At 64.9% G+C, this 8168-nt stretch carries 7 protein-coding genes; 6 read left to right on the forward strand and 1 reads right to left on the reverse strand.

The window, feature by feature from the left end; translation table 11 throughout:
* Window positions 1-223: 223 nt before the first annotated feature.
* Window positions 224-1408: a WS/DGAT/MGAT family O-acyltransferase gene (locus BLU62_RS30085; protein WP_074854103.1), complete on the forward strand. Its 1185-nt coding sequence runs from the start codon at window positions 224-226 to the stop codon at window positions 1406-1408.
* A gap of 18 nt (window positions 1409-1426) precedes the next feature.
* Here BLU62_RS30085 and BLU62_RS30090 read toward each other — a convergent pair whose 3' ends face one another.
* The gene (locus tag BLU62_RS30090) at window positions 1427-1918 is read right to left on the reverse strand and encodes a phosphoribosyltransferase (protein WP_074854104.1); all 492 of its coding nucleotides are present in this window, start codon (window positions 1916-1918) and stop codon (window positions 1427-1429) included.
* A gap of 705 nt (window positions 1919-2623) precedes the next feature.
* Here BLU62_RS30090 and BLU62_RS30095 point away from each other — a divergent pair.
* From BLU62_RS30095 to BLU62_RS30115, 5 genes are all read left to right on the forward strand, one after another.
* Window positions 2624-3496, forward strand: coding sequence for a glycosyltransferase family A protein (locus BLU62_RS30095; RefSeq protein ID WP_074854105.1), 873 nt, complete (start codon window positions 2624-2626; stop codon window positions 3494-3496).
* Between the two features lie 42 nt (window positions 3497-3538).
* On the forward strand, window positions 3539-4420 hold the full coding sequence (locus BLU62_RS30100) for a glycosyltransferase family 2 protein (protein WP_074854344.1): 882 nt from the start codon (window positions 3539-3541) through the stop codon (window positions 4418-4420).
* A 287-nt stretch (window positions 4421-4707) separates the two neighbouring features.
* On the forward strand, window positions 4708-6054 hold the full coding sequence (locus BLU62_RS30105) for an ATP-binding cassette domain-containing protein (RefSeq protein WP_425284627.1): 1347 nt from the start codon (window positions 4708-4710) through the stop codon (window positions 6052-6054).
* Window positions 6055-6063: 9 nt separating this feature from the next.
* Window positions 6064-6876, forward strand: coding sequence for an ABC transporter permease (locus tag BLU62_RS30110; protein WP_074854106.1), 813 nt, complete (start codon window positions 6064-6066; stop codon window positions 6874-6876).
* 11 nt (window positions 6877-6887) lie between these two features.
* Window positions 6888-7724 carry an ABC transporter permease gene (locus tag BLU62_RS30115; protein WP_074854346.1) on the forward strand — a complete coding sequence of 279 codons (837 nt, stop codon included), beginning with the start codon at window positions 6888-6890 and terminating at the stop codon, window positions 7722-7724.
* Window positions 7725-8168: the final 444 nt, after the last annotated feature.

The raw sequence follows: 8168 nt of genomic DNA on the forward strand, positions 1-8168 counted from the left end.
GTCCGCGACGACGTGGTAAACAGTTAGCGGCAGCAATAAGTGAAGCTAACAATTTGTGCTCCCGATGGTCGCGGAGCGGGTCATCTCGCGATTCGGGTCCTTTGTTCTGTCTTCCTGCCGCCACCAGGCCGTTTCCCGGGGCGTGCGAAAGGATGTCTCAGAGATGCCGCGATGTACCGCGAAACTGTCTGCCCTGGATACATCTTTCGCACATTCTCGTACGTTGAATCCGTTCAGCATCTACGTCTTCGGCGGGGGAGGGAATCCGGCGTCATTCGAGCAGATCCGGGAGGTTCTCGCGCAGCGGGCGAGCGAGATCCCGCTGCTCGGCGTGAAGGTCATCTCGCCGTCGCCGTGGATCTACCCGCGCTGGACGATCGACCCGACGCCGTCCGCGGAGAAGATCCGCGAGCTCGATGTGGCCTCGTGGGAGGAGGTGCTCGCCTGGCTTCAGGATCACGCGGACGATGACATCGATCCCCGTTCTCGCCCATGGCGATTGGTGGTCGCACGGGGCGTGTCCGCGGTTCCGGGCGCGTCCGGTGAGTGCACCGTGGTCATCACCCAGCACAGTCATGCGCTCGCAGACGGGATGGCATGGTCCGAGGTCGCATTGGGTTTGTTCGGTCACGGGCCGACGGCAATCGGGCCCGACGCCACCGTCGATCGGGTCCGCAAACTCGACTTCGTCAGGGAGTTGGCCGGGATTCCGGTGGACATCGCGCGCTCCTGTCGACCGCTGATCCGACTCGCCAAAACGGGGGCCGGCCGAATTCACAATTCGGCGAATGCAATCACACATCCGCAGGCTGCATTCGACAGGTGGATTCGAGTTGTTCCGCTGAGCAAAGATGTCTTCAAGGTGCCAGGGGAAACGGTCACGACGAGTGCCGTATGGCGAGCCGCCGTCGGCATCGACCGCTATCGGCGCAAATTCGATCTGGATGTCTCCGAACTCAGTTTCGAGATACCTCTGTCCATTCGTCGAGGAGGGGAGACGAATGTCAGCAACGCACTCGTTCTGCGTGAGGTCGACGCGGCACTGGAAGAAGACGACAACACGAAACTGGCGTTGATCGGCGCAGCGATGTCGGAGGCGCGCCTCTTCGCGCGCGGATCCGAGGCACAGCTGGCTGCTCAGGTGGCCGACCTCCTGCCCGCTCGGCTCGTGCAGCGGGACGTCCCGCCGAAGGCGGCCCCGGTGTCGGTCTCGAGCTATGTGCGGCGCGGGCCTCTCGAATTGCTCGGTACGCCGTGCGTCTGGAGCGGCGGAGGTGTCGGCCGCGACAACGCCTCCCTCTCGGTGCGCGCGATCGGTTACGGCGACACCGTCGCGATGTCCGTGTCCGGGAACTCGCACGCGATCGAACATCCCGACGTGCTCGTCGACCTGATGATGGGGGCGTGACACCCGAGTCCGCCGTAGTCACCTGCGGACGATCGGTCCCTCCACGGACCACGGGAAGTTGATCCATTTGTCTGTTGTGCGCCACGTGTAGTCGGGGACCATGATGGTGTGTGGCTTCTTGTAGAGAACGGCGTTCCTGACCTCGGCGACGCGGCCCTGTTCCTCGCAGAAGTCGTTGACGAGCTTGAGGGTCTTCCCGGTGTCGGCGACATCGTCGACGACCAGTACCCGCTGATCGGTCAGGCCACTCGACTCGAGGAGTGAGGGAAGCATGACCGGTTCCGAGAGCGTCTCGCCGACGCCCGTGTAGAACTCGACGTTCAACGAGATCATAAGCTTGCAGTCCAGGGCGTACGCGATGGCGCCGGCCGGGATGAGGCCGCCGCGAGCAATGCCCAGGATGATGGCGGGCACGAAAGCGTCGTCCACGACCTGCTGCGCGAGTTCGCGGCAGGCGGTGCCGTTGAGCTCCCACGTGAGGATCTCGCGGTCGGTGTCAGGAGTGGTCATGTGGACACTCTCGCAGAGCGGGTGTGGCTCTGCTGATCTACGGTCCGGTCCGCCGCGCCCACCTTGCCCGGAGCGTGCTTCCGGTGGCAAGGCGCTTCTTTCGGGTGGCGGGTTGAAGTCAAATTCAGCGCGTATTCATCATGCTGTTAATAAATGTTCTTGATCGATATTCTCGCGCGATCGACCTCATTGTTTTGTGCGCCGGCGGGCGCAAACCGGCGCCCCGGATGGCACTTCGTTTACTGATCGCCATCGGCGATCGCAGATATTCGGGCGTCGCTGATCCGACAGGTCATCGGGCCGTCCTGGCCGGGGCGACGCGCTGATCTCGACCCTCGGTCCGCGGACTGCAATCACTCGTAAGTGATTGCGCTGCAAAAGGATCAGTGCCATGGACCACGCTTGTCCGAGCCCGGGGGTCCACTACGGCGGCGGCGCGGACGAAGCTGTTTGCGTCCCATCAGGGTCTCGAAATCAGATCGAGTGGGCATCCGGCTGATTCTCAGACCTTGCCGATGGAGATTAGGGATGATCAATCAAAGTGTTGAGCGTGCTAATTACGGAATGGTTCTTGTGTCAGGGTTTCGATATTTGCTTCGATGGGCACAGGGAGTCGGGTGATGTGGAGTCTCCTATTCGGGTCGTCCAGGTCCTGTTCGGATCCGATCCGTCCACATCCCGAATGGAAATTCTGATGGGAGCGCGATGAGCACTTTGACCGTTGTCGTACCCGCATACAACGAGGAAGAATTCATCGGAGGGTGTCTGGACCGGTTGCTGGCGCAGAGCAGGCCGATCGACGAGATCATCGTCGTCGACAACGGTTCCGTCGACGCAACCGCCGCGGTCGTGGATCGATATGTGGATGCACATCCGACGGTGTCCCGGGTGGTGGAGGAACGGCCGGGAGTGATGGCTGCTCGCCGGAGGGGCTTCGACATGGCGACATCGGACGTCATCGCCAAGACCGACGCGGACTCGCATGTCGCTCTCGACTGGGCGGAGAGGATCGCCCTTTTCTTCGACCGCGACGACAGTCGGGAATTCGCGGCGGTCACCGGACCCGTCCTGACCTGGGACGGGCCGTCGTATGAGCTACAGAAGCGGCTGATGGCCTGGACTCTCGGTCGACTGGCCGAGGGCGGTGAGTACGGAAGTGTGCACGGCCCCAATTACGCGCTGCGGCGATCGGCCTGGTTGGCGGTGCGGGATGACCTCCAGTGGTCGGACGACGTGTGGGAAGACCTCGACCTCGGGCTCGCGCTGTCCGAAACCGACCATCGGATGTTCCTCGACCCTGGGCTGACGACGGATACGTCCTGCCGGCAGCTCCGCCATTCCCCGTACCGGAATCGGTCGTACATCACCGGTGGGGTGCGGACTGCGCGGGGCAGGAACAACCCGGCCGCGCTCAGAGCGCTCCGCATCGACCTTCCGATTCGGTTCCTGACGTTCACCGGCATGTGGTTGCTCTTCCGGCCGTGGGACCCCGAACAGCGGAACTGGCGGCCGCACCGCCTGCTCCTCCCGCTCGAGCGGGAGCGCCAGCTCGTGACGAGCGAGAGGTCCGGGCGGTGAGGCGCGTACGGGCGCGCGGCGTCGGCTCGTCGGAGGATGTCGATGAAGCTCTCCGCAATCGTGCCTGCCTATAACGAGGAGAAGACGATCGGGGGATGCCTCGACAGTCTCCTCGATCAGACTCGGCCGTTCGACGAGACAGTCGTCGTCGACAACGCTTCGACGGACCGCACGGCCGAGGTGGTCGCCGACTACGCGACTCGGTCACCGACGGTTCGGATCGTCGCGGAACCCGCACCCGGGATCTTCCATGCCCGCCGAGCCGGTTTCGATGCTGCGACGGGCGACGTGCTTGCGCGTACCGACGCCGACGCGCGGGTGTCGCGAGACTGGGCTGCGGCGATCGAAGCTCATTTCGCCGACCCTCCGGGCGAGGAATTCCAGGTGTTGTCCGGTCCGGGGCTGTTCGGCGACGGCCCGCCCTTCGATCCGCTGCGCATGCTGGTAGAGCGCAGTCGGCTGTTCCGAGAGGGCGGTGAGGGCGCGGGCGTGATCGGCCCGAACATGATCATGTCCGCCCGGGCCTGGCGGGACATCCGCGACGACCTGATCGACGACGACGCGATCTACGAAGACGTCGACGTCAGCCACAGGCTGGCGGCACACGGTTACAAGGCGTGGTTCAGTCCGCAGGTCGCCGTCGAGCAGTCCCCGCGGCAACTCAGACATTCGCCGTGGCAGAACCGGCGCTACCTGGTCGGCGGTTACCGACTGGCGCGCGCCCGCCACGACCGGAAACTCGCCGCGCTGTTCGTCCTGGAGATGCCCTTCCGCTTCGCCCTGTACACGGTGTACTGGCTGACTTTCCGGCCATGGGACCCCGGTTCACGAACCTGGCGTCCCCACCGGCTCTTCACGCGTCTGGAGAGAGAGCGTCCGTTGATCAGCGACGGGCGTGAAGGGGGACCCACATGTGGAACATGAACCTCCGCTCGACGCCGAGCAGGAGCCAGCCCGTCTGATCCGAACGAATGGCGGACTGACGCCCGGCCGCGGCGGAGTGCACGCTCGAGTTAATGAAACCCGGCGCCGATGCGATATGCGGACGGATACTCACCGTGCGGCCGCTCAGCGGCTGTCCCACGTGATCGCCCACCCCGCGATCGATAGGCTTGGGGTGGTCTGGGCGAAAATGCTCGGAGTAGCAGCGACACGAACAACCGACGGAAAGAAGAATGCTTGTGGCCGGTGGTCAGCAATCCTCGGATGCCATGCGCCAACCCCGGCATCGGCGACCCGAGGAGGAATCCGCGGCGGTCGACCGGGTCGAGCCCGCAGTCTCGGACAACGGCACAGATGACGTCGCTGCGAAGCTCCGTGAGTGGCGCCTCGAGAATGCTCGGTTGGGTTCGTCGACCAACGAGTCGAGCACCTCGCCGAACGGGAGCGGTCCGGCGGCCGAACCCGTCGGGGAACTGTCGGACGCGCCGACACAGCAGTGGGCGCGGCCGACGGATGCGGGCTCGGAGTCGACGCCGGACGATCATCACGCCGTCGAGTTCGCCGCGGAGCAGGCTGGGGCGGAGCCCGACGAACCCCGCCGGCAGGAGGACGCCGTGCAGGAGGATCCGCTGACCGGTGATGTGAGCGGCGCGGAACCCGTGCCGTCTGCCCGCCCGCTCGCGATCGAGGTCAACAACCTCCAGAAGAGTTTCAAGGACACCCTCGCGGTACGCGACGTGAGCTTCTCCGTCCCGGCCGGAAGCATCGTCGCGCTACTGGGACCCAACGGTGCCGGCAAGACGACGACGGTGAACATGCTGTGCACACTCCTCAAGCCGGACGGTGGCTCGGCGACCGTGAACGGGCACGACGTCGTCACCGACTCGGCCGCCGTGCGCCGGTCGATCATGCTGACCGGTCAGTTCGCCGCGCTCGACGAGTCGCTGACCGGTCGCGAGAACCTGATCCTCTTCGGCCGACTGCTCGGACTCTCCAAGTCCGCCGCGAAGGCCCGCGCCACCGAGTTGCTCGCCACCTTCGGGCTGGCAGATGCGGCCGGCAAGCGGGTGGGCCAGTACTCGGGCGGCATGCGCCGCCGGATCGACATCGCGTGTGGCCTCGTCACGTCGCCCAAGGTGGTGTTCCTCGACGAGCCGACCACCGGCCTCGACCCGCGCAGCCGTCTCGAGGTGTGGTCCTTGGTCGGGCGGCTCCGCGACGAGGGCGTCACGATCCTGCTCACCACCCAGTACCTGGAAGAGGCCGACGTGCTGTCGGACAACATCGTGGTCATCGACAAGGGGCATGTGATCGCTCAGGGCACCGCCGACGAGCTCAAGGAGGCGACCGGCGCAGCGTACTGCGAGGTCACCCCCGCACATGCCGAGGACCTGCCTCGGTTGCTCGAGGTCCTGTCCGATCTCATCTCGGACGGCTCGGCGCACACCGACGATCACACCGTCTCCGTCCCGGCCCCGCGTGGAACGGAAACGCTTGTCGAGGTCATCCGGCGCACCACCGAGGCCTCGATCCAGCTGTCGGACGTCGCGATGCGGCGCCCTTCTCTGGATGAGGTGTTCCTCGCGCTGACCGATCCTGAACGTGGCGGGAGGTAGACGAGTCGCATGTCCACATCCGTGACCGGATCGCAGTCGGCACTACGGGCACCCGCCGAGGCGCGGACCCGACCACTGCAGCAGTGGTGGGCGCTCAGCGCGCGCGGGATCTCCAAGGTCTTCCGAAACGGCGAGTTCGTGTTCGCCTTCGTCTCGCCGGTGTTCCTCGCGGTGTGCTTCTACCTGCCGTTGAGCAGCGTCATGGACACCTTCGGCGTGAATTACGGGCAGTTCCTGATGCCCATCATCGTGCTTCAATCGGTCGGCTTCGCGGCGTCGTCGGCCGCGATGCGTGCATCCTTCGACGACACCGAGGGGATCAACACCCGTTTTCGGGTGTTGCCGATGCCCTCGGCTGTCCCGATGTTCGCGCGCCTCAGTGCGAACGCCGTGCTGCTGGTGGTGTCGTTGATGTGCGCGACCGTCGCCTGTTCGGTCATCGGCTGGCGTCCGATGGGTGGAGTCGTCGGGACAGTCGGTCTCTACGCGACCGCCCTGGTTGTCGGCATCCTCATCGGTCTTCTCGCCGACGGGATCGGCCTGGTCGCCGGTAGCCCAGAGGCGACCAGCCAGGCGCTGATGCTGCCGACCCTGATCCTGGGCATGATGTCGACCGGCTTCGTTCCGGTCTCACAGTTCCCGGAATGGATTCAGCCGTTCGTGCGCAATCAGCCCATCTCCCAGTTCGTGAACGTCATGCGCGCGTCCGACAGCGGTGTCCTGACATGGGACACACTCCAGCCCACGGTGTGGTGGTGCGTCGGCATGTTCGCGGCCGCGGTCGTCCTCCTCGGCATCGGCAATCGGAAGGTTCGCGCGTGATCACCTCTCAGATGGACGGCGGCGTGGTGACCGAACGGGTTTCGGAGGGCACGCCGGTGGTGTATTCGGAGTCATCCGTCCGCGCCTGGTGGAGCCAGAGCCTCGCCCTCGCCGGGCGTCAGCTCCGGGTGTTCGTACGAGACGTTCCGACGCTGGTCCAATCGCTGGTCATGCCCGCCCTGAGCATGCTGATGTTCAAGGTCGTGCTCGGCGACGCGATCGGCCGGGCCACCGGCCAGGACAGTGCATATGGCACGGTCCCGCTGGTCATCCTGGTCGGCGCGATGTTCGGGTCGATCGCGTCGGCGACGCGCCTGAACCGGGAACGTCGGACGGGGCTCCTCGCCAGGCTGTACGTCCTGCCGATCAATCGAGGCGCCGATCTCACCTCACGGGTGGCATCGGACCTGGTCCGCATCCTCGTCACCACACTGCTGCTGCTCGCCGCCGGGACCCTGATCGGTTTTCGATTCACGCAGGGGCTCGGGCCTGCCATCGGCCTGGTGCTGGTCGCCCTGGCTTACGGCGCAGCATTCGGGATCATGACGCTGGCGCTGGCCGTCAACGCGGCCCCGGGGGCGCCGATCGTGCCGTACCTCGGCCTCTTCTCGAGTCTGCTGATGTTCTTCAACTCCGGCTTCTCGCCGCTGAGCGCGTACCCGGAGTGGCTGCAGCCGATCGTGGCGAATCAGCCGATGACTCCCGCCATCGATCTGATGCGAGCGCTCGCGGTCGGGGGTCCGATGGCCGAGAGCCTGCTCAAGGTGAGCATCTGGACCGTGACGTTGCTGGCGTTGTCGATCTATCCCGCGCTTCGCGGATACCGGAAGGCCGCGACCGCTCGGTGAGGCCGTCGGCGGCCGATCGTTCGGGTCGGCTAACGTGTTGAGCGTTCAGAGTGTGGGTACACGCCTCGGTGCGGGTCGGTCGCCAATGCGTGGGAGGGCCCCGACCACGAAACATACAGCCCGGTGTGTTTCCCGACGCTTCCGATCAGAACCTTCCCACCTGGTGGAACCGAGCCGGACATGAGGGGCTCCACCGCCCGGAGACAACCAAACCCAAAGCTGGATGACATCGTCGAATGTAACGCCAAGGAGGACTCCGGTCGATAAACACAAGTGATGCCCGCTCGGCCGTCCGAATAAAATTATCGGGCATTTCCGTGCGTGACGCGATCACAAGTTGAAGAAACGGCCTAGCTTTGGTGTTTGTGGGACGAAAACCATCGGTCGTATCAGGTCTAATCGGTGATACCGAGGAAATCGAAACAGTGAGGAGTGTCAGCGTCC

The organism is Gordonia westfalica (assembly GCF_900105725.1).
In the GTDB taxonomy this organism is placed as follows: domain Bacteria; phylum Actinomycetota; class Actinomycetes; order Mycobacteriales; family Mycobacteriaceae; genus Gordonia; species Gordonia westfalica.